Raw genomic sequence first — 24,708 nt, 5'->3', positions numbered from 1 at the left:
TACTGAAACGAGTGTTTCAGTGGAAGGGGAGCGATGAGCGACGTCATCATCCGTCCTGCCGACCGCCCGGGCGACCTGGGCTGGATGGTGCGGGCGCACGGCGAGCAGTACGCGGCCGAGTTCGGCTGGGACCAGGGATTCGAGGCCTCCGTCGCCCGGATCGTCGCCGACTTCGGCGAGGGGACGCCATCCGGCGACCAGGCGGGCTGGATCGCGGAGCTGGACGGCCGCCGGGTCGGGTGCGTGCTCTGCGTCCGCGGCGCCGACGGCGACGCGCAGCTGCGGATCCTGCTGGTCGACGAGCACGCCCGCGGCCACGGGGTCGGCGGTGCGCTCATCGACACCTGCCTCGACTTCGCGCGCTCCGCCGGCTACCGGCGCATGTGGCTGTGGACCAACGACGTGCTCGCCGCCGCACGATCGCTCTACCTCGCCCGCGGCTTCCGGCTGTTCGCCGAGGAGCGCCACCACAGCTACGGCGCCGACCTCGTCGGCCAGTTCTACGAGCTCGACCTCGCCGCCGCGCCGTCGCGCCGGCTTCAGGCGAGCAGCGACCGCATCCCGGAGTCCAGCACCGCCACCACGGCCTCCGCCCGTGCGATCCGCTCCGCGGCCTCCCCTCGGTCGACCAGGCGTCGAGGTAGCACTTGAGCTTCGGCTCGGTGCCGCTCGGCCGCACGATCACGCGGGCCCCGCCCTCCAGGTGCAGCCGCAGGATGTCGTTCGGCGGGAACGGGGCGAATCCGTCGGCGAAGTCGTCGATGCGCTCGACCCGGATGCCGCCCACCTCCGCCGGCGGACGCTCCCGCAGCCGCGCCATCATGCGCCCGATCTCGTCGTCGAGCTCCTGCACCCGGATCGAGATCTGCCCCGACGCGTACCCGCCGAACTCCGCGGCGAACGCGAGCAGCTCGTCGGCGAGCGTGCGGCCCTCTGCGCGCAGTGATGCCGCGAGGTCGAGCACCGCGACGGCCGCGGAGATACCGTCCTTGTCGCGCACCTTGTCGGGGTCGACGAGGTAGCCGAGGGCCTCCTCGTAGCCGAACACGAGCCGTGCGACGCGCGAGATCCACTTGAACCCGGTGAGCGTCTCCTCGTAGTCCAGCCCGGTCTGCCGCGCGACCTCGCCGAGCGCGGGGAGCTGACCAGCGACGCCGCCAACGTGCCGTCGCCGCCGTCGGGGGTGAGCGCATCCACGCGGCGCGCGGCCTGCCATCCCAGCAGCCAGCCGACCTCGTTGCCCGCCAGCCGGCGCCACCCGGTGTCGGCGGACGAGTCCGGGATGCCGACCGCGAGCCGGTCGGCGTCCGGGTCGTTCGCGATGATCAGCTGCGCTCCCGCGTCGCGTGCGGTCGCCACCGCGAGGTCGAGCGCCCCGGGCTCCTCCGGGTTGGGGAAGGACACGGTGGGGAAGGCCGGGTCGGGGTCCTGCTGCGCGCGCACGGACACCGGCGGCGGGAACCCGGCGGCCGCGAACACCGCCGACGCGGTCTGCCATCCGACGCCGTGCATCGCCGTGTAGACGTACGGCGGCACCGCCGTGTGCTCGGCCGGGGCGGCCGTGCGGCGCACGTACTCCGCGACGAGGTCCTCGCTCGCGATCGTGTAGTCCTCGTCGCGGGGCAGGTCGGCGATCGAGCCGGCGGCGACCCTCAGGATCTCCGCCTGGATCGCCGCGTCGGCCGGCGGCACGATCTGCGACCCGTGGTCCAGACCCCCGAGGTACACCTTGTAGCCGTTGTCGCGGGCCGGGTTGTGGCTGGCAGTGACCATGATGCCGGCGCTCGCGTCGAGGTGCCGCACGGCGAAGGCGAGCACCGGCGTCGGCAGCTCGCGCGGCAGCAGGGTGGCGTGAACGCCCGCGCCCTGCAGCAGGGCGGCCGAATCGCGCGCGAAGACGCCCGAGTTGGTGCGTCCGTCGTAGCCGATCACGACGGTCGGATGCTCCTGGCGCGCGCGCAGGTAGGCGGCGAGTCCGGCGGCCGCCTGGGCCACGAGCACGCGGTTCATCCGGGTCGGTCCGGCGCCGAGCTCGCCCCGGAGGCCGGCGGTGCCGAAGTCCAGCCGCCCCGCGAAGCGCTCCTCGAGCTCCGCGGCGGCCGCGGGATCGGAGGCCGCCGCGTCGAGCAGCGCCTGCAGCTCGTCCCGCGTCTGGGCATCCGGGTCCTGGGCGATCCAGGCGCGTGCCTCCTCGACCGCGCCGCCGTCCTCCGCCTGGTCGAGGGTCACAGCTGCGCCACGACCCTCGCGAGAAGGGCCGAGATCACGGGCTCGGCATCCCGGCCCGCCTGCAGCACCTCCGCGTGGTCCAGCGGCTCGTCGGAGATGCCCGCCGCCGGATTCGTGATGAGCGAGAAGCCGAGGATCTCCATGCGGGCCTCGCGCGCGGCGATCGCCTCGAGCGCGGTCGACATGCCGACGATGTGGCCGCCGACCGTCTTCGCCATCTGGACCTCGGCGGGCGTCTCGTAGTGCGGACCCCGGAACTGCACGTACACGCCCTCGTCGAGCGACGGATCCACGGTGCGGGCCAGGTCGCGCAGCCGGCGCGAGTAGAGGTCCGTCAGGTCGATGAACGTGGCGCCCTCGAGCGGCGAGGCGGCGGTGAGGTTGATGTGGTCGCTGATGAGCACCGGGGTGCCCGGACCCCAGGTGCTCCGGATGCCGCCGGCTCCGTTGGTCAGGATCATGGTCGTCGCGCCCGCCGCGGCCGCGGTGCGCACCGAATGCACCACCCGCCGCACGCCGTGGCCCTCGTAGAAATGGGTGCGGGCACCGATGATCAGGGCCCGCTTGCCGTTCGGCAGCAGCACGCTGCGCAGGGTGCCGACGTGGCCGGTGAGCGCGGGCTTCGAGAATCCGACGATCTCGGTGGCCGGCACGGTCGCCGTCGTCTCGCCGATGAGGTCGGCGGCCTGGGCCCAGCCGCTGCCGAGGGTGAGCGCGATGTCGTGCCTCGGGACGCCGGTCGCCTCGGCGAGCTGGGCTGCGGCCTGCCGGGCGATCTCGAAGGGGTCGGCCGCGGGATCGTCCAAGGGGTTGTGCCCGGTGGCGGGGGTGCTCATTGCGGAAGAATAGCCGCATGCCCTACGAGTTCGAGCGGACGCAACGCATCGCCATCCTCGGGGGCGGGCCCGGCGGCTACGAGGCCGCCCTGACCGGCGCCCAGCTCGGCGCGGAGGTCACGCTCGTCGAGCGCGACGGGGTCGGCGGCGCGGCCGTGCTGACCGATGTCGTGCCCTCGAAGACGCTCATCGCGACGGCCGATGCGGCGGCCGCGGTGGGCGAGGCGGCCGATCTCGGGGTGCAGTTCTTCGTGCACAACGCGTCGGGGCGCGCCGTGCGGCCGGACATCACCGTGAACCTCGCCCAGGTGAACCAGCGCCTCCTGCTGCTGGCCCGGCAGCAGTCCGAGGACATGAAGTCGCAGCTCATCAAGGCGGGCGTGCGGATCGTCACGGGCGACGGCCGCCTCGACGGGCCCACCCGCATCCTGGTCTCGACCGGATCGGGCAAAAAGCGGACCGACTTCGACGAGATCGACGCCGACACGCTCGTCGTCGCGGTGGGCGCCCGGCCGCGGGAGCTGCCGTCGGCCAAGCCGGATGGCGAGCGCATCCTGACCTGGAAGCAGCTCTACACGCTCGAGGAGGTGCCCGAGCATCTCATCGTGGTCGGCTCGGGCGTCACGGGCGCCGAGTTCGCGTCGGCCTACCGCGCGCTGGGCGCCGGGGTCTCGCTCGTGTCGAGCCGCGAGCAGGTGCTGCCCGGCGAGGACAGCGACGCCGCGCGGGTGATCGAGAACGTGTTCACCCGCAACGGCATGGACGTTCTCTCCAAGAGCCGCGCCGCCAAGGTCGAGCGCTCCGGAGACGGGGTCGTCGTGACGCTCACCGACGGCCGCACGGTCGAGGGCTCGCACTGCCTCATGGCGGTCGGCGCGGTGCCGAACACCGAGCACATCGGCCTCGAGGAGGCCGGGGTTCAGCTGCTGGAGTCGGGCCACATCCGCGTCAACCGGGTCGCGCGCACCTCGATGCCGTCGGTGTACGCGGCGGGCGACTGCAGCGACTTCCTGCCGCTGGCTTCCGTCGCCTCGATGCAGGGCCGCACGGCGGTGTTCCACGCGATGGGCGATGCGGTGACGCCGACCGAGCTGCGCAACGTGACGTCGAACATCTTCACCCAGCCCGAGGTCGCCACGGTCGGCTGGTCGCAGCGCCAGATCGAGGAGGGGATCGCGCAGGGCGAGGTCTACAAGCTGCCGCTCGCGTCCAATCCGCGCGCGAAGATGATGGGACTGCGCGACGGATTCGTGAAGCTGTTCGCCCGCACCGGATCCGGCACCGTCATCGGCGGCGTCGTGGTGGCTCCCAAGGCGTCGGACCTCATCCTGCCGATCGCGCTCGCCGTCGAGCACCGCCTCACGGTCGACCAGCTCGCCTCGGCGTTCAGCGTCTACCCGTCGCTGTCGGGCTCGGTCACCGACGCGGCCCGCGCGATGCACATCGTGAGCTGACGCCGCGCTGCGGCCGGGTTCGTGCGCGGGCCCCCGGCGCATCCGATCGACGTTTCGCCATCCGCTCGATCCCGCGCGGGTACCACCGGATGGCGAATGCGGCATCGGTCGCGAGGGGTCTCGTCCCCACTGGCTCCGGCATCCGATCATCCACCGACGGAGCGGGGCGGATCCGAAGCCCCGCGGCGCCTGCGTGACGCTGTCGCGATGCTCGACATGGTCCCGTCGGAATGGCGCTGGCGACTCCTTCTCGCTCGTGACGCCCGCACGGAGAGCGCGCGCCGCCGACTCGCCGAGCGTGCGAAGGCCGGCGAACTCGTTCGAGTCGTCCGCGGGGCATATCTGCCGCAGGATGACTGGACCTCGCTCGACGCCGAAGAGCGATATGGGATGCGCATCCGCGCGATCTGCGCGACGCATCCCGGCATCGTGCTCGCTCACGGTGCCGCGGCCGCCGCCTGGGGGCTGCCCTGGATCGGGCCGCGAGCTTCGAGGTTCGACGTGCTGACGGAGGGCCGCGCCGGGTCGACCTCGAACATCCGCCGGCGCATCGAGCCGCGGGGCGAGGTCGTGACGATCGACGGGATGCTGGTCACGGGGCTCGCCCGCACCGTCGTCGATGTGGCACGTGACGGCGATCTCTCGCGCGCGGTCGCCGTCGCGGATGCAGCCCTCAACCCTCGAACCCGAGCCCAACTGGCTGTTCGGACAGGAGCTCCCGACCTGGAGAGCGAGCTCGCCCGTGTGCCGTTTCGGCACGGAGAGGTACGCGCCCGGCATGTGGTCGACTTCGCGGATGGCCGCAGCGGCTCGGCGGGCGAATCCGCCAGCCGCGTGACGATCGATCGCATCGGCCTGCCGTCCGCGATCCTGCAGCAGCCGTTTCCGCGATCCGCGGGCGGCTGTTGGCTCGTCGACTTCTGGTGGCCCGAGTTCGGCCTCATCGGTGAATTCGACGGACGTCAGAAGTATCTCGACCCGGCATTCCGCGATGGGCGCAGCGCTGACGAGGTGGTCTACGACGAGAAACGGCGAGAGGACGAGCTGCGTCGGCAGTGCCGGGCCTTCGTGCGGTGGGGCTGGCGCGAGGCGCGGAATCCCGCCTCACTCGCCGCGCTCCTGCGTTCGGTCGGGGCGCACTGACCGAACCGATCGCGCTTTCGCCATCGGATCGCTCCCGCGCGGATGCGATCCGATGGCGAAACGGCGGTCTGATGTGGAGAACGGGGGCGCGGAGCGCGCACGCGACGCGCGAGGGGTCAGCCCTCGATCGCGAGGAGCTGGTGCCCGGCGGAGACGGTGGAGCCGACCGTCGCGGCGAGCTTCGCGATCGTGCCGTCCTTGTGGGCCGTGATCGGCTGCTCCATCTTCATGGCCTCGAGCACGAGCACCAGGTCGCCCTTGACGACCTTGTCGCCGTCGGCGACGGCGAGCTTCACGACGGTCGCCTGCATGGGCGCCTTCACCGCATCCCCGGTGGCGGCGGCGCCGACGGTGCCCCCGCCGCGTCGCTTCGGGATCGGGGTGGATGCCCGCCCCGCCCCGCCGCCGCGCGCACCGCCCGGCAGCAGCCTGGCCGGCAGCGAGACGCCGATGCGCTTGCCGTCGACCTCGACGACCACCTCATGACGCTCGTCGGCCGGAGCGCCCTCGGGCAGCATCCCGCCCCACGGCTCGATACGGTTGTCGAACTCGGTCTCGATCCAGCGGGTGTAGACGCCGAAGTGGCCGTCGGCCGCGACGAAGGCCGGATCGCGCACGATCGCCCGGTGGAACGGCAGCACCGTGGGCAGTCCCGACACCTCGAACTCGTCGAGCGCGCGGCGGGAGCGCTCGATGGCGTCCTTGCGGTCGGATCCGGTGACGATGAGCTTGGCGAGCAGCGAGTCGAAGGCGCCCGAGATGACGTCGCCGGTGGTGACGCCGGAGTCGACGCGCACGCCCGGGCCGCCGGGGAACCGCAGCACCTGCACGGGGCCGGGCGTCGGCAGGAAGTTGCGGCCCGGGTCCTCGCCGTTGATGCGGAACTCGATCGAATGCCCGGTCGGCTCCGGGTCGGGGTAGTCCAGCGTGCCGCCCTCGGCGATCCGGAACTGCTCGCGCACGAGGTCGATCCCGGTCACCTCCTCCGAGACCGGGTGCTCGACCTGCAGGCGCGTGTTGACCTCGAGGAACGAGACCGTGCCGTCCTTGCCGATCAGGAACTCGCAGGTGCCGGCGCCGAGGTAGCCGACCTCCTTGAGGATCGCCTTGGACGCCGTGTACAACAGCTTGCGCTGCTTGTCGGTGAGGAACGGCGCCGGCGCCTCCTCGACGAGCTTCTGGTGCCGGCGCTGCAGCGAGCAGTCGCGCGTCGAGACGACCACGACGTTGCCCTTCGCGTCGGCGAGGCACTGGGTCTCGACGTGCCGGGGCTCGTCGAGGTACTTCTCGACGAAGCACTCGCCGCGGCCGAACGCCGCAGTCGCCTCGCGCACCGCCGAGTCGAACAGCTCGGGGATCTCCTCCAGGGTGCGGGCGACCTTGAGGCCGCGGCCGCCGCCGCCGAACGCCGCCTTGATGGCGACCGGCAGGCCGACCTTCTTGGCGAACCGGGTGATCTCGGCCGCGTTCTTCACGGGGTTGAGCGTGCCGGGCGCGAGCGGGGCGCCGACCTTCTCGGCCACGTGCCGCGCGCTGACCTTGTCGCCGAGGCGCTCGATCGAGTCGGGCGAGGGTCCGATCCAGGTGATGCCCGCCGCGATCACGGCGCGGGCGAAGTCGGCGTTCTCGGCGAGGAAGCCGTAGCCCGGATGCACGGCGTCGGCACCCGAGCGGCGCGCGACCGACAGCAGCTTGTCGACCACCAGGTAGGTCTCGGCGCTCGTGGCGCCCTCGAGGGCGTACGCCTCGTCGGCGAGCTTGACGTGGCGGGCGTCGCGGTCCTGGTCCGCGTAGACGGCCACCGATGCGATCCCCGCATCCCGGGCGGCGCGGATGACCCGCACCGCGATCTCGCCCCGATTCGCGATCAGGACCTTCGTGATGCGCGCCATGAGAACCCAGCCTATGGGGCCCGGAGCGGGCTCCCTTGTCGGAGCTCGACAGAACGGGCCCGCGGGGCTTGTTCACCGGTTCCAGAGCGAGGGCCACTCGTAGCCGAGACGCCGCACCAGGGTGCGCAGCAGCTGCACGCTCAGCCCGACGACGGCATGCGGGTCGCCGTCGACCTCGCGGATGAACCCGGCGCCCTTCGAGTCGATCGTGAACGCGCCCGCGACCTCGAGCGGTTCGCCCGTCGCGACGTACGCGTCGATCTCGTCGTCGGTGATGTCGTCGGCGAAGCGCACGGTGGCGGAGGCGACGCCGGATGCGCTGCGGCCGTCGGCGGCATCGATGAGCGTGTGGCCGGAATAGAGGATGCCGGACTGGCCGCGCTGCGCCATCCATCGCTCCCGCGCCGCCTCCGGCCGGTGCGGCTTGCCGTAGACGACCCCGCCGAGGTCGAACGCCGAGTCGCCACCGAGCACGAGGCCGTCGCCGACCCGCGCGGCGACCGCCTCGGCCTTCAGCCGGCCGAGCAGGGCGACGGTCGCGAGCGCGTCGAGCGGGCCGTGGTCGAGGGAGGCGGCGGCGACCGCGGCGTCCTCGTCCACCTCCGGCGCCATCGTCACGGGCTCGATGCCGACCGCGCGCAGGGTAGCGAGGCGGGCGGGCGAGGTGGATGCCAGGTAGAGCCGGGTCACGCTCCCTATTGTCGAGGGGTGAGCCGGTCTTCCGAGAAAGCGCAGTCGCCGGGGCTCGAGGTCGAGCTGGAGCCGCAGCGCATCGCCCACGGCGGTGTGAGCGTGGCGCGGCTCGACGGGCGCGTCGTGTTCGTCGCCGACGCGATCCCGGGCGAGCGGGTGCTCGCCCGCATCACCGACGACTCGAAACCGTCGTTCTGGCGGGCGGAGACCGTGCGGGTGATCGAGCCGAGCCCGCACCGGCGCCCGCACGTCTGGCCCGAGGCGGCGCTCGAGCGCGACCCCGACGACCGCGCCGGCGGCGCCGAGTTCGGCCACATCGCGAACGAGCACCAGCGCGAGCTCAAGGCGGCGGTGCTCGCCGAGGCGCTGCAGCGCTTCGCCGGGATCGAGCGGCCGACCGAGGTCGAGGCGCTTCCCGGCGAGGCCGACGGCACGCGCTGGCGCACGCGGGTGCGGCTGCACGTGGATGCCGATGGCACGGTCGGCCCGTACGCCGCCCGGTCGCATCGCGTCATCCGCACCGCCGGCCTGCCGCTGGTCACCGCGGCGATCGAGGAGATCGCCCCGATCCGCGAGCCGTTCGCGGGCGCCGACACGGTCGACGTGCTCGCACCGAGCGAGGGTGAGGCGCGGCTCGTCATCGGCCGGCAGGCGCCGACCGCGATCCGCGAGCGCGTCGGCGGCCGGGAGTTCCGGCTCGACGACGGAGGGTTCTGGCAGGTGCACGCCGCGGCGCCCGAGACGCTCTCGGCCGCAGTGCGCGACGCTGTCGATCCCGACCTGTTCGACCCACGGGCCGCCAACCTCGACCTCTACGGCGGCGTCGGGCTTCTCGCGGCCGCGCTCGGCGACCTGGCCGGGCCGGCACTGCGGATCACGAGCGTCGAGTCCGACGCGCGCGCGACCGAGCATGCGGCCGGCAACCTCGCCGAGTGGGTCGGTGCACGCGCCGAGACCGCGCGTGTCGAGCGCTGGGTGCGCGGGCTCGCGGATGCCGGGGCCGCCGAGCGCGCTCGCCTGGCCGACGCGACGGTCATCCTCGATCCGCCCAGGTCCGGTGCCGGCCGCGCCGTGCTCGAGGCGCTCGCCGAGGTGCGGCCCGCGCAGATCGTGTACGTGGCGTGCGATCCGGTGGCCTTCGCCCGCGATGCGGGCACGCTCGCGGGGCTCGGGTACACGCTCGGGCCGCTGCGCGCCTTCGACCTGTTCCCCAACACCCACCACGTCGAAGCCGTCGGTCGTTTCGTCCGCGAAGGACACGCCTGAATTCGGGGTGCCCGGGGACCCTGCGGGGTACCATGAGGCGGGGGTCCGTTCGCCCCTCGGAAACCCGGAGAACAGCATGAGCGCACCGACCCTCGAGCGCCCCGCAGCTCATGACACCGTGCGCGTCGCGATCGTCGACGACCACGAGTCGGTCCAGCTGGGACTGCGCGCCGCCTTCGCCGACGACGGCTTCGACGTGGTCGAGACCGCGGCGACCGTCGACGAGCTCATCAACGGGCTGCACGGTCGCGAGGTCGATGTCACGGTGCTCGACCTCTCCCTCGGCGACGGGTCGAGCGTGACCGAGAACGTCAAGCGCGTCCAGGCCGCCGGCTCGGCCGTGCTGGTCCACTCGATCGCCGACCGGGTCGCGCTCGTGCGCGAGGCGCTCGCCGCCGGCGCCGCCGGCGTCATCCCGAAGTCGGCCGCCACGAAGACCGTGATCGCCGCCGCCGCGACGGTCGCACGCGGTGACGTGCTCAACAACCTCGAGTGGGCGACGGCGATCGATGCCGACCGCGACTTCGCGAAGGCACAGCTCGGCCGGCGGGAGCGCGAGATCCTGCATCTGTACGCGTCCGGCCTGCCGCTCAAGCTCGCCGCCGAGCAGCTGGGCATCGGCTACTCGACCGCACGCGAGTATCTCGACCGCATCCGTGTGAAGTACGTCGAGGTCGGGCGCCCCGCCCCCACGAAGGTCGACCTGCTGCGCCGGGCCGTCGAGGACGGCATCCTGCCGGGGCTCGACGTCGACGGCGATGGACGCTAGCCCGGCTCGCGCCGTCCCCCGCCCGCTCGCCAGGTCCGCGCCCCGCTCAGCCTGGCGCGCGTCGATGCCGCGATCTCGCGCTCCGCGGCCGCCATCGGCCTGGTGTTCTTCCTGCAGTCGGCGCCGGTGCTCGCCGCCCAGGCCGGCGACACGCGTCCGGGCTGGACCTGGGCCGTCGTGAGCCTGCTCGTGCTGTCGCTGCTCGCGGCCCTGCTCGCCGCGATCCTGCGCCGGCACGTGCAGGTCGCGAACGTCGCCTTCGCCGCCGTCTATCTGCTGGTCGTGCTGACCTGGCCCTTCGTGGTCGTGCATCCGAGCACCGACAGCCCGTGGATCTACTACCTCATGACCGTCGCCACGGGCATGGCCGCCATCGGCCTCACCGTGCCGTCGGCGACCGTGTACCTGATCGCCATCCCCGCGCTCTACGCGGGACTCCGGCTCACCGAATCCGGCGGTGCGCTCTCGCCGCTCAAAGCGGCGCTCGACTCGGTCTACTCCGTGATGCTCGGCGGGGCGATCCTCATCCTGATCACGATGCTGCGCTCCGCCGCCTCCCACGTCGACACGGCGCAGGCGCTCGCGCTCGACCGCTACGCGCGCGCCGTCCGGGAGCATGCGACGGAGGCTGAACGGGTGCGCATCGACGCGATCGTGCACGACAGCGTGCTCACCACCTTGCTGACCGCGGCGCGCGCCGATACCGCGAGCGCGCAGACCTTCGCCGCCGGCATGGCGTCGGCGGCGATCGCGCACCTGCGCGAGGCGGCGCTGGTGACCCCCGACGACGGTTCCGCCGTGCGCATCGCGCTCGTCGCCGACGGCATCCGGGATGCCGTCAAGCAGCTCAGCGCGCCCTTCGCGATCTCCGTCGCCCGCCTCGGCCCACGGGCGATCCCGAGCGTCGCCGGGGAGGCGATGCATGCGGCCGCGGTGCAGGCCGCAGTGAACAGCATCATCCATGCGGGGGACGGGGCGCGCCGTCGGGTGCGCATCACCGACCGGGACGGCGCCCTGTACGTCGAGGTCACCGACGACGGCAACGGATTCGATCCCTCCCGGGTCTCTCGGGAACGGCTCGGGTTGCGCGTGTCGATCATCGAGCGGCTCGCGAACGCCGGCGGACGCGCCGAGGTGCGCTCTCGACCCGGCGAGGGCACGACGATCCTGCTGCGCTGGCCCGCAGAGGACGCGCCGGCCAGCGCGGCGATCGACTCCGGGGAGGCCGCGTGAACGTCGGAGTGCCCCGCTGGATCATCGTCGGCATCGCCGGGCTGTTCTGCGCCTACGTGCTCGTGCTCGGCGTGTACGCCCTCGACCGGGTGAGCTCGCCCTACCCCGTGATCGTCGCGATGGTGCTGTTCGGCATCGCGGTCGCGCTCACCCTGCTGCCGATCGGCCCCAACCGGATGCCGGTCTGGCTCGCCGCCTTCAGCATGTCGACGCTCATCGCCATCACGCTCCTCGTGAGCAGCCAGGTCGACCTCGGCGATCTGCGGGGCACCGGCTACGCCACCTGGTACATCGCGGGCGACGGCGCCCTGATGACGATCGTCTGCACCCGGCTGCGACCCGGATGGGCGTGGGGCGGGATTGCGTTCCTCGCCGCCCACACCGCGCTCTGGGCCGGGCCGCTCGGCCTCGTCACCTTCGGCGTCATCGGCAGCGCGAGCTGGGTCACGGTCGCGCACGTCATCAGCTCCGCGCTCACCCGCGCGGCCCGGGAGACCCGGCGGTTCGCGCTCGCCGAACGCGAGACCGCCGACTGGCAGGCCGCGCAGGAGGCGCACGTCATGGAGCGGCAGTTCCGCCTGGACCGCACGGGCCGGATGGCGCTGCACATGCTCGAGACGATCGAACGCTCCGGCGGCGACCTGACCCCCGAGCAGCGCGAGGAGTGCCTGCACCTGGAGGGGGCCATCCGCGACGAGATCCGCGGGCGGCGGCTGCTCAACGACGCCGTGCGGGAGCAGGCGATGCGGGCACGGCGGCGCGGTGCCACAGTCGCGCTGCTCGACGAGGGCGGCATCGACGACCTGAGCGGCGACGACCTCCATCGGGTGCTCGACCGGCTGGCCGCCGCGATCCGCGACACCGATGCCGACCGGATCATCGCCCGCACCGTGCCCGAGGGCTCGGATGTCGCGGTCACCGTCGTGGGCCTGCGCAGCCCCGACGAGCACGCGCGCGCCCTCGGCCTCGAAGACGACGACGACGAGTCGGTCGCGCTGTGGCTCGAGATCCCGCGCACCGTGCCCGCGGACGAGGGTCAGCCGGCGAGCGCGGCCTCGGTCGCGAAGAGGTAGTTGCGAGTGGCGGGGTCGACCGTCCCGGTCTCGATCCAGTGCGCACCGTCCCAGGTGTGCATCCGGTACTCCGGCCAGCGCTCGTGCAGCTCGGCGAGGAATCCGGCGGCGTCGCGCCCGTAGCGCACCAGATGCCGGTCCTCGATCTCCAGCAGCAGGCTCGGACGGTCGCGGTCGATGATCCGGCGCGCGCCCTCGATGACCGAGGGCTCGAAGCCCTCGACGTCGACCTTGATGAAGGCGACGCGGTCGATGCCGTGGGCGGCGCACCACGCGTCGACCGTGTCGATGTGCGTGCGGCTCTGGTGCAGCCGGTGCTGCCCGTCGTCGGCCCCTTCCGCGATGTGGCCGTGACCGAAGATCGGGAACCCTCGCCGGAACGGGACGGCGATGTGCCCGTCGCCGGCGTTCGGGCCGAGCGCGACGCGACGGGTGGTGCCCTGCCGCGCGCCGGTGAGGACGCGCAGGAGCCGCACCGTGAGGACGCCGCGGCGCTGGGGCTCGAAGGCGAAGACGCGGCCGTCGCGGCCCACGATGTCGGCGAGCGGCACGGTGTACATGCCGAGGGCCGCTCCGATGTCGAGCACCGCGTCGCCCGGCCGGACGACGGCTCGCAGCCCGTTGAGCTCGGGCTCCGCCCAGTGCAGCCGGGTCGCCAGGCGGTACAGGGCGTGGCCGGCGCGCAGCCGCCAGCCGCTGCGACGCACGGCGGAGGCTCTCGGCAGAGGGGCGGATGCGGCGTCGACGGTCACGTGCACCTTCTTCAGGGGAGTCCGAGAGGACGCGGCAGGCGGGGGTAGAACAGATCGTATCGGCGCGCGGCCGGCGCGAGATACCCGGGCACGCGACGAGGGCCGGTGCTCTCGCACCGGCCCTCGTGACGTTCCGGGTCAGGGCGACAACCCGAATATCGCCCTGACCCGCCCCCACGTCATCGGCTCGCTTACCCTTGTCAGCCGATGAATGGCGGCGTGCACTGAGAGGCACGCCTGACATGACCACTATGCGCGATCCGGGAAATCCTGTGCAGTCATCATTTCGGGGGACACGTCGCCCGGAATTCCGGGGAAGTCGGCGAAACCGGGGGACAGGGTGCCCGGGGACCGTGCAGATGGACGGCCGACCGGCATCTGGACAACCGGATCCGTCGCAAAGTCGACGGAAACCGTTGTCAGCGGATGGGATGCCGCCAGTCTCCGCGGTTCAGCGGGCGCCGTACCCCGCGCCGGCTGAGTTCCCAGGGGTGGGCGTCTCATCCTCGCGCCGCCGGTCCTCCTCGGCCAGCTGCTCGAGGGCCGCGGCGACGACGGCGGTGACCGCCGCGACCTCCACGGGGGTCGGCGATCCGGATGTCACACGGATCCGCGCCGCGTAGTCGACGGCATCCGGATCGTCCTGCGGGATCGTCATCGTGCGCTCACAGCGGGACCGATGCGTGCGCTCACAGCGGGATGTTCCCGTGCTTCTTGGGCGCGCTGGAGCTGTAAGCGGACGTCCTTTCGGACGTCCGCCGCGACGCCAGCGCCGACGCCCGTCCCGGGCGGCGGGTACGGATGCGCGCTCACAGCGGGATGTTCCCGTGCTTCTTGGGTGGCTGTTCCGCGCGCTTGGTGCGCAGCGCCCGCAGCGCCTTGACCACCACGATGCGCGTGGCCGCCGGCTCGATCACGCCGTCGAGCTCGCCGCGCTCCGCCGCGAGGAACGGCGACGCGACGTTGTAGAGGTACTCGTTCGCGAGCCGGGAGCGCACGGCCGCGATGTCCTCGCCCGCCGCCTCCGCCTGCTTGATCTCGTTGCGGTACAGGATGTTGACCGCGCCCTGACCGCCCATCACCGCGATCTCGGCGGTCGGCCAGGCGTAGTTGAGGTCGGCCCCGAGCTGCTTGGATCCCATGACGATGTACGCGCCGCCGTAGGCCTTGCGGGTGATGACGGTCACGAGCGGCACGGTCGCCTCCGCGTAGGCGTACAGCAGCTTCGCCCCGCGCCGGATGACGCCCGTCCACTCCTGGTCGGTGCCGGGCAGGTAGCCGGGCACGTCGACGAGGGTCAGGATCGGGATCGAGAACGCGTCGCAGAAGCGCACGAAGCGCGACGCCTTCTCACCTGCCTCGATGTTGAGGGTGCCGGCCATCGCCTGCGGCTGGTTGGCGATGATCCCGACCGAGCGGCCCTCGATGCGCGCGAACCCGATGACGATGTTCGGCGCGTACAGCGGCTGCACCTCGAGGAAGTCGGCGTCGTCGACGAGGTGCTCGATGACCTCGTGCACGTCGTACGGCTGGTTCGGCGAGTCGGGGATGATCTGGTTGAGCCGCTGGTCGGCATCGGTGATCTCGAGCTCGACCTCGGTCTCGTAGTGCGGCGGGTCGACGAGGTTGTTGTCGGGCAGGAACGACACGAGGGTGCGCGCGTAGTCGAGCGCGTCGTTCTCGTCCGAGGCGAGATAGTGGGCGACCCCGGAGGTCTTGTTGTGGGTGAGGGCCCCGCCGAGCTCCTCGAAGCCGACGTCCTCGCCCGTCACGGTCTTGATGACATCCGGGCCCGTGACGAACATGTGGCTGGTCTTGTCGACCATGATCACGAAGTCGGTGAGCGCGGGGAGTAGACGGCACCGCCCGCGGCCGGGCCCATGATGATCGAGATCTGCGGGATGACGCCCGAGGCCTTCGTGTTCAGCCGGAAGATCTCGCCGTACTTGCCGAGCGCGACGACGCCCTCCTGGATGCGCGCCCCGCCCGAGTCGAGCATGCCGATGATCGGCACGCCGGTCTTGAGGGCCAGCTCCATGACCTTGATGATCTTCTCGCCGGCGACCTCGCCGAGCGAGCCGCCGAAGATGGTGAAGTCCTGTGCGTAGACGGCGACCTGGCGGCCGTGGATGGTGCCCGTTCCGGTCACGACCGCGTCGCCGTATGGGCGGTTGCGCTCCATGCCGAAGGCGTGGGTGCGGTGCCGCACGAACTCGTCGAGCTCGACGAAGCTGCCCTGGTCGAGCAGCTCCTCGATGCGCTCGCGGGCGGTCTTCTTGCCCCGCTTGTGCTGCTTCTCGATCGCGGCCTCGCCGCTCGCCGTCACGGCCTCGTGGTACCGGACCTTGAGGTCGGCGATCCGGCCCGCGGTGCTGGACAGGTCGGGCGTCGGGGTGGCGTCGGGGGTCACCCGGTCAGCCTAGCGAGCGCTCTGCGGCCGATCCGTTGGAGGTTCTCGACAAGGATCGGGGCCGGAACCAGCGGCGCAGGCCCCACTGCGTCACCCGCAGCATCGCCTCCGCGACGATGCCCGAGCTCATCTTCGAGGTGCCGCGCAGCCGATCGCGGAACGTGATCGGCACCTCGGCGACACCGAAGCCGGCATCGAGCGTGCGCAGCGTCATGTCGATCTGGAAGCAGTAGCCGTGCGAGTGCACGTCGTCCAGCGGGATGGCGCGGAGGGTCTCGGCGCGGTACGCGCGGTAGCCGGCGGTCGAGTCGCGCACCCGGATGCGCAGGGCGATCCGCGCGTACGCGTTCGCCCCTCGCTCAGCCACCGCCGGCGGGCGGGCCAGTCCACGACCTCGCCCCCGGCGACCCAGCGCGAGCCGATCACGACGCCGGGGCGGTCGGCGGCATCGAGGCGGGCGAGGAGCGCGGGGAGGGCCGATGCCGGGTGCGAGCCGTCGGCATCCATCTCGACCAGCACCTCGTGGCCGGCGGCGAGCGCGGTGCGGAAGCCCGCGAGGTAGGCCTGGCCGAGCCCGGCGCGCTCGGTGCGGTGCAGCACCGTGACCCGGGGATCGGCGGCGGCGAGCCGGTCGGCCAGGGCGCCGGTGCCATCCGGGCTGTCGTCGTCGACGACGAGGATGGCGACATGCGGGTCGGCTGTGAAGACCGCCGCGACCGCCCCCTCGAGATTCTCGATCTCGTCGAAGGTGGGGATGATCACGACGGTACGGGCGGGAGCCGATCCGGGGACCATGATCCGTTCAGCGTATGGGAACGACTCACGGCATGATGGACGATCGTGATCATCTCCGTCATCGGATGCGGCTACCTCGGTGCGGTCCATGCGGTCGCCATGGCCTCGCTGGGTCACCAGGTGATCGGCGTCGATGTCGACGGTGAGAAGGTCGCGAGACTCTCCGCGGGTCGAGCACCATTCTTCGAGCCCGGTCTTGATGAGTTCCTCACCCAGGTGATGGCCACGGGCCGCCTGACGTTCTCGACCGACATGGCGCAGATCCATCCGGCTGAGGTGCACTTCGTCGCGGTCGGCACACCCCAGAGCGCGACCGGGGCCGCCGACTTGCAATACGTGGACGCCGCCGTGGACGCGGCCCTGCCGCACGTTGTGGCGGGATCGCTGTTCGTCGGCAAGTCCACGGTGCCGGTGGGAACGGCGGATCGCCTCGCGACCGCGATCTCGCCGAGCGGCGCCCGGGTCGCCTGGAATCCCGAATTCCTCCGCGAGGGCCATGCCATTCAGGACACGCTCAGGCCGGATCGGATCGTCTACGGGGTCGGAACGGGTGACGAGGAGTCGGTGCGGATGCTCGATGCCGTCTACGCCGACGCTCTCGCGCACGGCGTTCCCCGCATGGTCACGGACTTGCGCACGGCGGAACTCGTGAAGGTCGCGGCGAACGCCTTCCTGGCGACGAAGATCTCGTTCATCAACGCGATGGCCGAGGTCGCCGAGACGGTGGATGCGGACGTTGTGGCGCTGGCCGACGCCATCGGGCAGGACGCGCGGATCGGTCGGCGCTTCCTCGACGCCGGCGTCGGTTTCGGCGGGGGTGCCTGCCGAAGGACCTTCGGGCGTTCATCGCGCGCTCCGAGGAGCTCGGCTCCGGCGAGGCCACCTCCTTCCTCCGAGAGGTCGATCGGATCAATTCGCGCCGCCGTCAGCGGGTCGTCGACGTCCTCGCCGAGGAGCTCGGCGACCTGAACGGTGCGAGGATCGCCGTGCTCGGCATCGCGTTCAAGCCCGAATCCGACGATGTGCGCGACTCGCCGGCGCTCGAGGTCGTGCGTCGACTCGTGGAGGCGGGCGCCCATGTGACGGCGACGGACCCGCGCGCCATCGCATCGGCTCGTCGCGCTCATCCGGAGCTCACTGTGGACTACCGGGAATCCGCGGAGGAGACGATGCGCGACGCCGACGCGGTCGTCCTCCTCACGGAGTGGGTCCAATTCCGCGACCTCGATCCTCGCGCGGCACGGGCGCTTGTGCGCCGCGCCCTCCTCGTCGACGGACGCAATGCTCTCGACGCGACGGTCTGGGCAGACGCCGGCTGGCGTGTCCGCGGATTGGGCCGAGCTGCCGTCGGCCCCGGCCGGTGAACCTCAGCCGCGCCCGTCATTGTGCGCCCGAGCTCATCGTGCTCGACGAGGCCGGGTCGACCAACGATGAACTCGCCGACCGGGCGGCCGTCGAAGCTCTGCCGCCGTACACGGCGCTCGTCACTGCGCACCAGACCGCGGGCCGCGGGCGGCGCGATCGCGGATGGAGCACTCCGGCCGGCCGGGGCCTGGCGATCTCGGTGCTCCTGCCGTCGCCGCCGCCCGGTGAGGCGGCGTGGCTGCCGCTCGCCGCGGGACTCGCGATGCGCGACTCCGTGGCGGCGCTGCTGCCGCACTCCGACGTGAACGTGAAGTGGCCGAACGACGTACTCGTGGGTGAGCGCAAGGTGTGCGGGGTGCTCGGTCGGCTGACGGCGCAGGGCGTCGTCATGGGTGCCGGCGTGAACGTACGGCTGCGCGCGGACGAGCTGCCCGTCCCCACCGCGACCTCGCTCGTGCTGGCGGGGGCCGCGGACGGGCCGGACCTCGACGACCGGCTGCTCGCGGGTTACCTGGCGCGGATCACCGAGCTCGTCGGCGGGCTGCTCGAGCGGGGTGCGGAGGCGTCGGGGCTGCGCTTGGCCGTCACCGCCGCGTGCGGCACCCTCGGCCGCGAGGTGCGGGTGGAGCTGCCCGGCGGCTCCGAGTTCCGGGGGCGGGCGGTCGCGATCGCGCCGGATGCCCGCCTCGTCGTGCGCACGGCATCCGGCGATGAGAGCGTCGCCGCGGGCGATGTCGTGCACGTGCGCCCGGCGTCGTCGTAGCGCGGGCGAACCGATCGACCCCTCGCCATCCGATCAGGCCCGCGCGGCCTCGATCCGATGGCAAACCGGCGATCGGTTTCTGGAGACCGGGGGCCTGCAGGAGTCAGGCAGCGGGCTCCCCGGTGGCGGGAGCCGGATCGGGGTCGTCGGCGCCGACGGGCGGGAACACGGCGGGCGCCGGGTCGCCCCGGCGGGGGCTGAACACCCACAGCCGGTAGAACGTGAACCGGAAGATCGTGCCGAGCCCGAGGCCGACGACGTTGTTCGCGATGTTGTCGGCGAGCTTGCTCTCGAACCCCAGCACGCGGTGCGAGATCCAGAGGCAGGCGAGCCCGATGAGCAGCCCGCCGAGACTCACGAGGCCGAACTCCACGCCCTCGCGCAGGAGCTGGCGGCCCCGGTGGGCGCGGAAGGTCCAGTGCCGGTTGCCGATCCAGTTGACGACGATCGCGACGAGCGTCGCGATGACGTTCGCATAGAGCTCGCCGTACGCGACCCGCTTCGGGTCGAAGACCGTGAAGAGCAGCAGGTTGAAGACGCCGAGGTTGACCAGGAAGCCGACGGCTCCGACGACGCCGAAGCGCGCGAACTGGCCGAACAGGGTGCGCATGGGGCAGGGGTCTCGATCCGGGATGATGGGGATGTCCGCGCAGTTTAACGACGTCAGGAGGAGCGCGTGCGCGTCGGGGTGATCGGGGGCGGCCAGCTCGCCCGCATGATGGTGCCGCCGGCGATCGCGCTCGGGATCGACATCCGGGTGCTCGCCGAGGCCGAGAACAGCTCGGCCGCGATCGCTGCCACGGCCGTCGGCGACTACACGGATGCCGCGACCGTGCTCGCATTCGCCCGCGATGTCGACGTGGTCACCTTCGATCACGAGCACGTGCCGCAGGACGTTCTCGCCGCCCTCGTCGCGGACGGCGTCGTCGTTCGTCCCGCACCGGATGCGCTGGCGGTGGCGCAGGACAAGCTCGTCATGCGCCGCCGGCTCACGGCGATCGACGCACGCGTGCCGGACTGGGCGGAGGTCGCCGACGCGGAGCAGCTCGGCGCGTTCCTCGCCGATCACGGCGGCCGCGCCGTCGTGAAGACCCGCGCGGCGGCTACGACGGCAAGGGCGTGCGCGTCGTCGATGCTGCCGACGGCGCGGACGACTGGTTCGCGACCGGCGGCACGCTGCTCGCCGAGGAACTGGTCGACTTCCGCCGCGAGCTCTCGCAGCTCGTCGCGCGCCGCCCGTCCGGCGAGGTGCGGGCGTGGCCCCTCGTGGAGACGGTGCAGCGCGACGGGGTGTGCGCCGAGGTCTTCGCCCCGGCACCGCGGGCGGGCGAGCTGCCCGAGAGGGCGCGCCGCCTGGCGACCCGGATCGCCGAGCGGCTCGACGTCACGGGGGTGCTCGCCGTGGAGCTGTTCGAGACCGCGGAGGGCGGCCTCGCCGTCAACGAGCTCGCGATGCGCCCGCACAACACCGGCCACTGGTCGATCGACGGCGCCGTCACGAGCCAGTTCGAGCAGCACCTGCGGGCGGTGCTCGACCTGCCGCTCGGCGACCCGTCGCCGACCGCGCCGTGGAGCGTCATGATCAACGTGCTCGGCGGCCCCGAGGGGCAGACGATGCCGGAGCGCTACCCGGGTGCCATGGCCGACCGGCCCGAGGTGAAGCTGCACTCCTACGCCAAGACGTCGCGGCCGGGGCGCAAGGTGGGGCACGTCACGGCGACCGGCGACGAGCTGGACGACGCGCTCGCCCGGGCGCGCGCGGCTGCCGCGTTCTTCCAGGGCTGACCCGTACCCTGAGGGGCGTGACCGCCCCCTCGATCGCACGCCGGCCGGCTCGAGCCCCTCGACCCGTCGTCGCGAGGCCTCGCTCCGCAGGTCAGTGTCGTCATGGGCTCCGACTCCGACTGGAGCGTCATGGCCGACGCCGCCGCCGCGCTCGACGACTTCGGCATCGCGCACGAGGTCGAGGTCGTCTCGGCGCACCGGACGCCGCGGAAGATGATCGACTTCGGCTCCGAGGCCGCGGGCCGCGGCATCCGGGTCATCATCGCCGGCGCCGGGGAGCGGCCCACCTGCCCGGCATGCTCGCCTCGGTCACGACGCTGCCGGTCATCGGGGTGCCGGTGCCGCTCGCGAAGCTCGACGGCCTCGACTCGCTGCTGTCGATCGTGCAGATGCCGGCAGGCATCCCCGTCGCGACGGTGTCGATCGGGGGCGCCCGCAACGCGGGGATCCTCGCGGCGCGGATCCTGGCATCCGGAGATGCCGCCCTCACCGCCCGCCTCGCCGCCTACGCCGCCGACCTCGAGCGCCTCGTCGCCCAGAAGAGCGAGGCGCTGAAGAACGCGAAGCTGCAGCCCGACCGGTGAGCCAGAACGCGCTCCGCGCGGCGGATCCCGCGTCGCCCGAGGTCATGAGCAAGCGGGCCTGGTGGCTCGTGGGGCTCAACATCCTCGTGCCCGGGTCGGCGCAGACCCTCGCAGGCAACCGGCGGTTCGGCCGGTTCGCGATGGGGCTGTCGATCCTGTTCTGGATCCTGCTCGCGGCGACGATCGTCGCCGCGCTCGTGCTGCGCGGGCAACTGCTCCTCGTGCTCGCGAACCCGATCGTGCTCTGGGCGCTCGCGGCCGTGCTGGGCCTCTACGGGCTGCTCTGGGTCGTCTGCACGCTCGACACGGTGCGGCTCAGCCGGCTGGTGCGGGTGCGACCCGCGTCGCGGGCGGGCGTCGCCCTGCTCGCGATCGTGGCTCTCGTCGCGACCGGCGGTGCCGCCTTCGCCGGGGCCGCGTTCGCGGGGCGTGCGGCCCACGTGCTGGCCGAGGTCGGCTCCAACACGATCCAGATCATCGGACCCGACGGCAAGCCGATCCAGGTGGGACCGTTCACGGGCAGCGCGAACGTGCTCCTGGTGGGCAGCGATTCGGGCGATGGGAACCCCGCGTACGGGGAACGCGGCGAGGCGCTCAACGACGTCACGATCCTCATCCACCTCTCGACGAAGTCGCAGTCGGCGACGGCGGTCAGCATTCCCCGTGACCTCTACGTGGGTCAGCCCGCGTGCCGCAAGCCGGATGGCACGACCGTCCCCGCGGTGCAGCAGGCCCGCTTCAACACGGCCCTCTCGCGCGGAGGGCTCAGCTGCGTGGTGGCCGCCGTGCAGCAGCTGACGGGCCTGACCATCCCGTACGCGGCTCTCGTGCAGTTCGACGGGGTCGTCGCGATGAGCGACGCCGTGGGCGGCGTGACGGTGTGCCTCGCGGCGCCGATCGACGACCCGTACACCGGGCTCAAGCTGCCCGCGGGGGCGAACACGCTGCAGGGTCAGACCGCGCTGTCGTTCCTCCGGACGCGACACGGGCTCTCGACCGGCAGCGACCTGCAGCGGATCAGCAATCAGCAGGTCTTCCTGTCGGCGCTCGTGCGGCAGATCACGAGCGGGAACACCCTGGGCGACCCGAACAAGGTGCTCGGCCTCGCCGATGCCGCCGCCAAGAACATGCAGCTCAGCACGCAGCTCGGCCAGACCGGCACCCTCGTCTCGATGGCGCTCGCACTCAAGAGCATCCCGTTGGAGCGGATCGCGTTCGTGCAGTACCCTCCGCGCCCACCTACATCAACGGGCAGAGCGTGACGAGGCCGCTGGCCGACGACGCCGCCGTGCTCACCCAGGCTCTCGCGGACGACAGGGCCGTCGCGGCGGGCGGCCTCGGCGGCGCCGCGGTCGAGAACCCGGCGCCGCCGACCTCCCCGTCGAAGAACGCCTCGGCGAGTCCCAGCCCGACGCCCACCGGCGCCGCAGGGCAGACGCCCGTCAAGCTGCCGTCGTCGATCTCGGGGCAGTCGGCGCAGCAGCGGACCTGCTCCGCCGGCCGCGGCTGAACGGGCGACGCGGCGTTACAGGTCGGCGTGCAGCTGCCAGACCTTCTCGCCGGCGTCGCGCCAGCTGAACAGGCGGGCGCGGTCCGCGGCGGCGACCGCGAGCCGCTCGCGCAGGGCGTCGTCGTCGAGCACCCCGCGCAGCGCGTCGGCGAGGCGGGCCGGGAAGCGCCCGGCGTCGCCGCGCTCGACGACGAGGCCGGCATCCGCGGCCACCTCCACGAGCGCCGGGGCGTCGGAGAGCACGACGGGCAGTCCGAACGCGAACGCGTCGATCATCGCGAGGCTGAAGCCCTCGGCGAGGCTGGGCTGCACGAAGACCTCCGCGCCGTCGAGCACGGCCCCGAGGTCGTCGTCGCCGAGCCGATCGAGCACGTGCACGCGCTCGACCGCTCCCGCCTCGGTGGCCGCGGCCAGCACCTCGTCGTGGGCGGCGGCGGCGCCCACCACGACCAGGTCGCGGTCGCGGATGCGGCTCATCGCCGTCAGCAGTGCCGCCAGACCCGTGCGCGGCTCCCACCCGGTGACCGCGAGCACGTAGCGCGCGGGCAGTCCGAGGGCGCCGCGCCGTGCGGACGCGTCGACCGGGCGGCTCAGGGTCGTGCTCGGTGCCCCGCCGATGACGCGCAGCCGGTCTCCGAGTCCGAGCTCCTCGTCGAGGTCCGCGGCGACGGCGTGAGTGGGGACGACGACGGCATCGGCATACCGCTCGGCGCGCCGGGCCATGGCGCGCGTCCACGAGACGGTGCGTGCCGGGAGCAGGTCCGGCTGGGTCCAGGCGATCGCGTCGTGGATCGTCACGGCGATCTGGGATGCGGGATCCGCCGCGCGGTCGTGTCGTCGCAGCGGAGCGAGCAGGCTCGTCGCGTGCACCATGCCCGTCCCCGGCAGGACCGTGATCCCGCGCTGCCAGGCGGCGGCGAGTTCCCGGCGGGCGAGGGCGCTCTTGCGCAGCGGCAGCCCGGGCAGGCGCTCGGCGAGCAGCCGGTCCGCCTCCGGCGACGACGCGACGATGCCGGTCACCTCGGTGCCGGGCGGACGCGTCGCGACGACGGCGCGGGTGAGCTCCTCGGCATAGCGCGCGACACCGGCCGTGCCGTTCACGATCTCGTCGACGATCACCCGCAACGGGATCATGCGCTCATCGCAGAGCCGCGCGGGCCTTGAGCGGCTCCCACCACGCACGGTTGTCGCGGTACCACTGCACCACGTCGGCGAGCCCCTGCTCGAACGCCACCTGCGGCTCGTAGCCGAGCTCGGCGCGGATCTTCGAGATGTCGACGGAATAGCGCAGGTCGTGGCCCTTGCGGTCCTCCACCTGATCGACATACGACCAGTCGCGTCCGGTCGCCTCGAGCAGCTTCTGCGTCAGGTCTCGGTTGCTGAGCTCAGTGCCGCCGCCGATGTTGTAGGTCTCACCGGCCCGCCCGCGAGCCGTGACCAGCGCGATCCCGCGGGTGTGGTCGTCGACGTGCAGCCAGTCGCGGATGTTCTCTCCCGTGCCGTAGAGCGGCACGTGCGCGCCGTCGATGAGGTTCGTGACGAACAGCGGGATCAGCTTCTCGGGGAAGTGGTAGGGCCCGTAGTTGTTCGAGCAGCGCGTGATCGAGAGGTTCATGCCGTGTGTGCGGAAGTAGCTGCGGGCGAGCAGGTCGCTGCCGGCCTTGCTCGCGGAGTACGGGGAGTTCGGCTCGAGCGGGCGGTCCTCGGCCCAGGAGCCCTCGGCGATCGAGCCGTACACCTCGTCGGTGCTCACGTGCACGAATCTCCGGATGCCGGCCCGCAGGCTCGCATCCAGCAGCCGTTGGGTGCCGAGCACGTTCGTCTCGACGAAGATGCCGGAGTCGCGCACGGAGCGATCGACGTGCGACTCGGCGGCGAAGTGGACGACCGTGTCGATGCCGGGCAGCACGTCGTCGAGGGCACCGGCGTCGCGGATGTCGGCCTGGACGAACGTGTAGCGCGGGCTGTCGGCCACGGGCGCGAGATTCGCGAGATTGCCCGAGTAGGTGAGCGCGTCGTACACGACGACCTCGGCTCCCTCGAACCCGGGATACGCGTCTTCGAGGGTGCGTCGGACGAAGTTGGAGCCGATGAATCCGGCTCCGCCGGTGACGAGGATCTTCACGACGGGATGCTCTCTTTCCAGGGCGGGGGCC

The 24,708-nt window shown here is 72.3% G+C and carries 17 protein-coding genes and 7 pseudogenes; 13 read left to right on the top strand and 11 right to left on the bottom strand.

What is annotated here, in order from left to right; all coding sequences use genetic code 11:
* Positions 1 to 33 precede the first annotated feature (33 nt).
* Positions 34 to 453 (top strand): annotated as a pseudogene (locus QQK35_RS05405) (GNAT family N-acetyltransferase); the annotation flags it as partial.
* A gap of 86 nt (positions 454 to 539) precedes the next feature.
* Here QQK35_RS05405 and QQK35_RS05400 read toward each other — a convergent pair.
* Both QQK35_RS05400 and QQK35_RS05395 read right to left on the bottom strand, forming a co-directional pair.
* Positions 540 to 2,229 (bottom strand): annotated as a pseudogene (locus QQK35_RS05400) (phospho-sugar mutase).
* Positions 2,226 to 3,065, bottom strand: coding sequence for a purine-nucleoside phosphorylase (locus QQK35_RS05395; RefSeq protein WP_284253273.1), 840 nt, complete (start codon positions 3,063 to 3,065; stop codon positions 2,226 to 2,228). Before QQK35_RS05395 ends, QQK35_RS05400 begins: the two are co-directional and overlap by 4 nt.
* A 17-nt stretch (positions 3,066 to 3,082) precedes the next feature.
* Here QQK35_RS05395 and QQK35_RS05390 point away from each other — a divergent pair, with 17 nt between their 5' ends.
* Together QQK35_RS05390 and QQK35_RS05385 are read left to right on the top strand one after the other, a co-directional pair.
* Positions 3,083 to 4,519, top strand: coding sequence for an NAD(P)H-quinone dehydrogenase (locus QQK35_RS05390; RefSeq protein ID WP_284253272.1), 1,437 nt, complete (start codon positions 3,083 to 3,085; stop codon positions 4,517 to 4,519).
* Between the two features lie 207 nt (positions 4,520 to 4,726).
* Entirely contained in the window at positions 4,727 to 5,662 is a 936-nt protein-coding gene (locus QQK35_RS05385) for a hypothetical protein (RefSeq protein ID WP_284253271.1), read from the top strand.
* Positions 5,663 to 5,778: 116 nt separating this feature from the next.
* Here QQK35_RS05385 and QQK35_RS05380 read toward each other — a convergent pair whose 3' ends face one another.
* Together QQK35_RS05380 and QQK35_RS05375 are read right to left on the bottom strand one after the other, a co-directional pair.
* Entirely contained in the window at positions 5,779 to 7,554 is a 1,776-nt protein-coding gene (locus tag QQK35_RS05380; protein ID WP_284253270.1) for an acetyl/propionyl/methylcrotonyl-CoA carboxylase subunit alpha, read from the bottom strand.
* A gap of 72 nt (positions 7,555 to 7,626) precedes the next feature.
* Positions 7,627 to 8,244 carry a Maf family protein gene (locus tag QQK35_RS05375; protein ID WP_284253269.1) on the bottom strand — a complete coding sequence of 206 codons (618 nt, stop codon included), beginning with the start codon at positions 8,242 to 8,244 and terminating at the stop codon, positions 7,627 to 7,629.
* 18 nt (positions 8,245 to 8,262) lie between these two features.
* Here QQK35_RS05375 and QQK35_RS05370 point away from each other — a divergent pair, with 18 nt between their 5' ends.
* The 4 genes from QQK35_RS05370 to QQK35_RS05355 all read left to right on the top strand — a co-directional run bounded on the left by QQK35_RS05370 (position 8,263) and on the right by QQK35_RS05355 (position 12,588).
* Positions 8,263 to 9,513 (top strand): class I SAM-dependent RNA methyltransferase, encoded by a 1,251-nt coding sequence (locus QQK35_RS05370; protein WP_284253268.1) that lies wholly within the window; start codon positions 8,263 to 8,265, stop codon positions 9,511 to 9,513.
* 76 nt (positions 9,514 to 9,589) lie between these two features.
* Positions 9,590 to 10,282: a response regulator transcription factor gene (locus tag QQK35_RS05365; RefSeq protein ID WP_284253267.1), complete on the top strand. Its 693-nt coding sequence runs from the start codon at positions 9,590 to 9,592 to the stop codon at positions 10,280 to 10,282.
* A 102-nt stretch (positions 10,283 to 10,384) separates the two neighbouring features.
* Positions 10,385 to 11,515, top strand: a complete 1,131-nt coding sequence (locus tag QQK35_RS05360) for a sensor histidine kinase (RefSeq protein ID WP_284253266.1) — start codon at positions 10,385 to 10,387, stop codon at positions 11,513 to 11,515.
* Entirely contained in the window at positions 11,512 to 12,588 is a 1,077-nt protein-coding gene (locus QQK35_RS05355; protein WP_284253265.1) for a hypothetical protein, read from the top strand. The genes QQK35_RS05360 and QQK35_RS05355 overlap by 4 nt, the downstream gene beginning before the upstream one ends.
* On the opposite strand, the gene QQK35_RS05350 is transcribed toward QQK35_RS05355, so the two are convergent.
* From QQK35_RS05350 to QQK35_RS05335, 4 genes and pseudogenes are all read right to left on the bottom strand, one after another.
* A complete protein-coding gene (locus tag QQK35_RS05350; RefSeq protein WP_284253264.1) occupies positions 12,552 to 13,340 on the bottom strand; it encodes an FkbM family methyltransferase in 789 nt (262 codons plus the stop codon). The two genes, QQK35_RS05355 and QQK35_RS05350, sit on opposite strands and share 37 nt — an antisense overlap.
* 451 nt (positions 13,341 to 13,791) lie before the next feature.
* On the bottom strand, positions 13,792 to 13,998 hold the full coding sequence (locus QQK35_RS05345) for an acyl-CoA carboxylase epsilon subunit (protein WP_284253263.1): 207 nt from the start codon (positions 13,996 to 13,998) through the stop codon (positions 13,792 to 13,794).
* 151 nt (positions 13,999 to 14,149) lie between these two features.
* A pseudogene (locus QQK35_RS05340) lies at positions 14,150 to 15,750 on the bottom strand (acyl-CoA carboxylase subunit beta).
* A gap of 4 nt (positions 15,751 to 15,754) precedes the next feature.
* Positions 15,755 to 16,545: pseudogene (locus tag QQK35_RS05335) on the bottom strand (polyprenol monophosphomannose synthase).
* A gap of 45 nt (positions 16,546 to 16,590) precedes the next feature.
* On the opposite strand from QQK35_RS05335, the pseudogene QQK35_RS05330 reads away from it, so the two are divergent.
* Together QQK35_RS05330 and QQK35_RS05325 are read left to right on the top strand one after the other, a co-directional pair.
* Positions 16,591 to 17,909: pseudogene (locus QQK35_RS05330) on the top strand (UDP-glucose dehydrogenase family protein).
* Positions 17,906 to 18,673, top strand: a complete 768-nt coding sequence (locus QQK35_RS05325; protein WP_284253262.1) for a biotin--[acetyl-CoA-carboxylase] ligase — start codon at positions 17,906 to 17,908, stop codon at positions 18,671 to 18,673. The pseudogene QQK35_RS05330 and the gene QQK35_RS05325 overlap by 4 nt, the downstream one beginning before the upstream one ends.
* Positions 18,674 to 18,776: 103 nt before the next feature.
* Here QQK35_RS05325 and QQK35_RS05320 read toward each other — a convergent pair whose 3' ends face one another.
* The gene (locus QQK35_RS05320) at positions 18,777 to 19,283 is read right to left on the bottom strand and encodes a GtrA family protein (RefSeq protein ID WP_284253261.1); all 507 of its coding nucleotides are present in this window, start codon (positions 19,281 to 19,283) and stop codon (positions 18,777 to 18,779) included.
* A 105-nt stretch (positions 19,284 to 19,388) separates the two neighbouring features.
* Here QQK35_RS05320 and QQK35_RS05315 point away from each other — a divergent pair.
* The 4 genes and pseudogenes from QQK35_RS05315 to QQK35_RS05300 all read left to right on the top strand — a co-directional run bounded on the left by QQK35_RS05315 (position 19,389) and on the right by QQK35_RS05300 (position 22,552).
* Positions 19,389 to 20,458, top strand: a pseudogene (locus QQK35_RS05315) (5-(carboxyamino)imidazole ribonucleotide synthase).
* Between the two features lie 102 nt (positions 20,459 to 20,560).
* A pseudogene (gene purE, locus QQK35_RS05310) lies at positions 20,561 to 21,042 on the top strand (5-(carboxyamino)imidazole ribonucleotide mutase).
* A gap of 44 nt (positions 21,043 to 21,086) precedes the next feature.
* Entirely contained in the window at positions 21,087 to 22,304 is a 1,218-nt protein-coding gene (locus QQK35_RS05305; RefSeq protein WP_284253260.1) for an LCP family protein, read from the top strand.
* Positions 22,301 to 22,552, top strand: a complete 252-nt coding sequence (locus QQK35_RS05300) for a hypothetical protein (RefSeq protein ID WP_284253259.1) — start codon at positions 22,301 to 22,303, stop codon at positions 22,550 to 22,552. The genes QQK35_RS05305 and QQK35_RS05300 overlap by 4 nt, the downstream gene beginning before the upstream one ends.
* A gap of 15 nt (positions 22,553 to 22,567) precedes the next feature.
* Here QQK35_RS05300 and QQK35_RS05295 read toward each other — a convergent pair whose 3' ends face one another.
* Together QQK35_RS05295 and rfbB are read right to left on the bottom strand one after the other, a co-directional pair.
* The gene (locus QQK35_RS05295; RefSeq protein ID WP_284253257.1) at positions 22,568 to 23,686 is read right to left on the bottom strand and encodes a glycosyltransferase family 4 protein; all 1,119 of its coding nucleotides are present in this window, start codon (positions 23,684 to 23,686) and stop codon (positions 22,568 to 22,570) included.
* 4 nt (positions 23,687 to 23,690) lie between these two features.
* Entirely contained in the window at positions 23,691 to 24,677 is a 987-nt protein-coding gene (gene rfbB, locus QQK35_RS05290) for a dTDP-glucose 4,6-dehydratase (RefSeq protein WP_284253256.1), read from the bottom strand.
* Positions 24,678 to 24,708 lie beyond the last annotated feature (31 nt).

This window comes from Pseudolysinimonas kribbensis (assembly GCF_030161895.1).
In the GTDB taxonomy this organism is placed as follows: Bacteria; Actinomycetota; Actinomycetes; order Actinomycetales; family Microbacteriaceae; genus Pseudolysinimonas; species Pseudolysinimonas kribbensis.
This window is presented reverse-complemented; position numbering and strand designations above follow the sequence as displayed.

What these genes read in the sequence shown, in the direction of transcription:
- QQK35_RS05395 (WP_284253273.1), bottom strand. Translation starts at nt 3,065, where the DNA reads ATGAGCACCCCCGCCACCGGGCACAACCCCTTGGACGATCCCGCGGCC.
- QQK35_RS05390 (WP_284253272.1), top strand. Translation starts at nt 3,083, where the DNA reads ATGCCCTACGAGTTCGAGCGGACGCAACGCATCGCCATCCTCGGGGGC.
- QQK35_RS05385 (WP_284253271.1), top strand. Translation starts at nt 4,727, where the DNA reads ATGCTCGACATGGTCCCGTCGGAATGGCGCTGGCGACTCCTTCTCGCT.
- QQK35_RS05380 (WP_284253270.1), bottom strand. Translation starts at nt 7,554, where the DNA reads ATGGCGCGCATCACGAAGGTCCTGATCGCGAATCGGGGCGAGATCGCG.
- QQK35_RS05365 (WP_284253267.1), top strand. Translation starts at nt 9,590, where the DNA reads ATGAGCGCACCGACCCTCGAGCGCCCCGCAGCTCATGACACCGTGCGC.
- QQK35_RS05345 (WP_284253263.1), bottom strand. Translation starts at nt 13,998, where the DNA reads ATGACGATCCCGCAGGACGATCCGGATGCCGTCGACTACGCGGCGCGG.
- QQK35_RS05320 (WP_284253261.1), bottom strand. Translation starts at nt 19,283, where the DNA reads ATGCGCACCCTGTTCGGCCAGTTCGCGCGCTTCGGCGTCGTCGGAGCC.
- QQK35_RS05305 (WP_284253260.1), top strand. Translation starts at nt 21,087, where the DNA reads ATGAGCAAGCGGGCCTGGTGGCTCGTGGGGCTCAACATCCTCGTGCCC.
- QQK35_RS05295 (WP_284253257.1), bottom strand. Translation starts at nt 23,686, where the DNA reads ATGATCCCGTTGCGGGTGATCGTCGACGAGATCGTGAACGGCACGGCC.